This is a genomic window from Staphylococcus sp. HMSC056G08, assembly GCF_001812305.1.
Lineage (GTDB): Bacteria > Bacillota > Bacilli > Staphylococcales > Staphylococcaceae > Staphylococcus > Staphylococcus simulans.
The window spans coordinates 20,307-23,888 of sequence record NZ_KV808528.1; the positions used below are offsets into that span (position 1 = coordinate 20,307).

Annotated in this window: 4 protein-coding genes; 3 read left to right on the forward strand and 1 reads right to left on the reverse strand. The window is 35.1% G+C overall.

The features are described 5' to 3' along the window. Nucleotides 1–380: 380 nt before the first annotated feature. Nucleotides 381–1,004, reverse strand: coding sequence for a transcriptional repressor LexA (gene lexA, locus HMPREF2846_RS12015; RefSeq protein WP_023015256.1), 624 nt, complete (start codon nucleotides 1,002–1,004; stop codon nucleotides 381–383). A 144-nt stretch (nucleotides 1,005–1,148) separates the two neighbouring features. Here lexA and sosA point away from each other — a divergent pair, with 144 nt between their 5' ends. From sosA to tkt, 3 genes are all read left to right on the forward strand, one after another. After that, nucleotides 1,149–1,382 carry a DNA damage-induced cell division inhibitor SosA gene (gene sosA, locus HMPREF2846_RS12020; RefSeq protein ID WP_002480852.1) on the forward strand — a complete coding sequence of 78 codons (234 nt, stop codon included), beginning with the start codon at nucleotides 1,149–1,151 and terminating at the stop codon, nucleotides 1,380–1,382. Nucleotides 1,383–1,538: 156 nt separating this feature from the next. Next, on the forward strand, nucleotides 1,539–1,781 hold the full coding sequence (locus tag HMPREF2846_RS12025; RefSeq protein WP_002480853.1) for a DUF896 domain-containing protein: 243 nt from the start codon (nucleotides 1,539–1,541) through the stop codon (nucleotides 1,779–1,781). A 208-nt stretch (nucleotides 1,782–1,989) separates the two neighbouring features. After that, the coding region (tkt, locus tag HMPREF2846_RS12030) for a transketolase (protein ID WP_070626718.1) at nucleotides 1,990–3,582 on the forward strand (1,593 nt) is incomplete at its 3' end.

Below are 3,582 nucleotides of genomic sequence, written 5' to 3' on the forward strand. Positions count from 1 at the left end.
ATAGACATCTTTTGTTTTACCTTTGTAAATTAAATCCATTTCATCTCACTCCTCAAGTATTACTCATGTTTAGTATAAGTGAATTTCTCTTTTATATAAATACAAAAGTATGAAAATATGATGGCATTGCTGCATTTTAAACTAAAAAGGCAAGGTGCATGCAAGACTAAAGCCGCTTTAAGATGCAAATTATTTATGCACAGTATAAAAAATAATAGAACGGAGATAAACACAACAAAATAATTAAAAACACCCCATAATGTCTATGAATTTTGGACATTATGGGGTGTTAGTAGTTTACTAATCTAATTTGAATCTAAATAATTTGTCACGAACAAAATTTAAGAAGAGATGACATGCCTATGAACAGATACGATTGCCTATAGCTCTCTAAATAGACCTACAACTTTACCTAAAACAGATACATGTTCTAAGTAAATAGGTTCCATTGTACTGTTTTCAGGTTGTAATCTATAACGATGTTTTTCTTTGTAGAAGCGTTTTACAGTTGCTTCATCATCTTCTGTCATAGCTACAATAATATCACCGTTTTCTGCGATAGTCTGACTTCTGACGATGACTTTATCTCCATCTAAAATACCAGCTTCAATCATACTGTCTCCAACAACATTTAAAATGAAAATGTCGCTGTTATGTGTTGATGTAAAGTGTTCTGGTAATGGGAAGTATTCTTCTACATTTTCTACTGCTGTGATTGGGACACCGGCTGTGACTTTACCAATAACTGGTACGTGGATAGTACCTTCGATCTCAGCAGCATCTTCAATTTGGTCGCTGACAATTTCAATTGCGCGTGGTTTTGTAGGGTCACGACGAATATACCCTTTGCTTTCTAATCGTGATAGATGCCCGTGTACAGTAGAGCTTGAAGCAAGTCCGACTGCTTCACCGATTTCTCTGACACTTGGCGGATAACCTTTTGTATGAACGACTTGTTTTATATATTCATAAATTTCGCTTTGACGCTTCGTAAGTTCAGTCATTTATATGCACATCCTCTTCTAGTTTGTTCTTATTATATCACGTTAATATAGCCTTTACAAACATTTGTTCGTAAAAGTGTTGACACCGAACAATCGTTCTGATATTGTTTGAATACAAACAAATGTTCTAGGGGTGTTCGAATAATGATTAGGAAATATCAAACTAGTTTTTTACTATATACAGCAGTATTGTTAATGTCTTTTATGTTAGTTTCAGCGTTTTTAATCGGTGCAGAGCAATCAAGTAATGAGGAACAAGTGTACGAAATGACAGATCATACACTTCCAACTAAGGTAGAACAAAAAGCCGAACATGAGCAACAATATATAGAACAGGGCGAACAAAATAACAGACCTATCGTCGCAACTGTTCACTGATTTAAAAATAAAGTGTATTGATTATACTGCTAACACGATGTGTTCTATGGTGTAAGACTTCTGTGAGTGGGAATAAGTTTAGTAGAACATATTGATTTTATTTTGAGCGATTGTTTGCTAAGATAAATAATCATCAGACTAATGGAGGTCGATAGCATGGCAGATCAACATAAAGAAACAATTAACCGTATTAATGAACTTTCTAAAAAGAAAAAAGAAGAAGGCTTAACAAAAGAAGAAGCGAAAGAAAGAGCAGAGTTACATCAAAAATATCTTGAAACATTCCGCGAAGGTTTCAAACAACAAATTGAAAATACAAAAGTATTAGATCCTGAAGGAAACGATGTAACACCAGAAAAATTAAAACAAGTACAACGTGAGCAAAATAAAAGACAATAAAACTCAATATACTACAATAAATGTAGAGCTTTTAGAACAGAATAATTGATGTTCTAAAGGCTCTTTTTTCATGAAAATGTATATTTTGATTGTTTTAATCACTTTTATTATATTTGATAGCGATTTCATGAGGACAATAAATGTTAAACTTAACTGATTTAATGTATAATGGCATAAAATCATGCTGTATAGAAAGGAAGTTTTATTGATGTTCGATAAAAGAGATGAGCTTGCAATCAATACAATCAGAGCATTGAGTATTGATGCAATTGAAAAAGCAAATTCTGGTCACCCAGGATTACCGATGGGTGCTGCACCAATGGCATACACATTATGGACAAGACATTTGAACTTTAACCCTAATTCAAATGAATACTTTAACAGAGATAGATTCATCTTATCTGCAGGGCACGGTTCTGCATTACTTTACAGCCTATTACATGTATCAGGCAGCTTAGAATTAGAAGAATTGAAACAATTTAGACAATGGGATTCTAAAACTCCAGGACATCCTGAGTTCAGACACACACAAGGTGTCGAAGTAACTACAGGTCCACTTGGACAAGGTTTCGCAATGTCAGTAGGTATGGCAATGGCAGAAAACCACTTAGCAGGTAAATTCAACAAACCAGATGCTGAAGTCGTAAATCATTACACTTATGTTTTAGCTTCTGATGGTGACTTGATGGAAGGTATTTCTCATGAAGCAGCTTCATTAGCAGGTCACTTACAATTAGACAAATTAATCGTGTTATACGATTCAAATGATATTTCACTTGATGGTGATCTTGATAAAGCATTCTCTGAAGACATCAAAAAACGCTTTGAATCATATGGTTGGAACCACATCTTAGTTAAAGATGGTAATGATTTAGAAGAAATTAATAATGCCATTGAAAAAGCTAAAGAACAAAATGGTCCAACTATGATTGAAGTTAAAACAGTTATTGGTTACGGTTCACCAAATAAATCAGGTACACATGGTGTACATGGTGCGCCACTTGGTGATGATGAACGTACATTAACATTAGAAAACTATAAATTAGATCCAGAAAAACGTTTCTACGTTCCGGATGAAGTTTATGATGTCTTCAATGAAACTATGTTGACACGTGCAACTGAAAACGAAGAAGCATGGAAAGCTTTAGTTGAAAAATACGCAGAATCTTATCCAGAATTAGCACAAGAATTCAAAGATGCGATTGCTGGTAAATTACCTGAAAACTATGAAGCAGAATTACCAGAATTCGAAGTCGGTTCAGAAAGTGCTACACGTGCAGACTCAGGTGAAGTCATTCAAGCACTAAGCAAATCTGTACCTTCATTCTTCGGTGGTTCAGCAGACTTAGCTGGTTCAAACAAATCAAATGTTAAAGATGCACCAGACTATGATCGCAATACACCTGAAGGTAAAAATATTTGGTTCGGTGTTAGAGAATTTGCGATGGCAGCAGCTGTAAACGGTATGGCAGCACACGGTGGAGTAAATCCTTACGGTGCGACATTCTTCGTGTTCAGTGACTACCTAAAACCAGCATTAAGACTTTCAGCAATTATGGGTCTTAACTCAACATTTATCTTTACACATGACTCAATCGCTGTAGGTGAAGATGGTCCAACTCACGAACCGATTGAACAATTAGCAGGTTTACGTGCAATTCCTAATATGAATGTGATTCGCCCAGCAGATGGTAACGAAACACGCGTAGCTTGGGAAGTTGCATTAGAAAGTGAACAAACACCAACTTCATTAGTATTAACACGTCAAACCCTTCCAGTATTAGATGTTTCTAAAGAAACA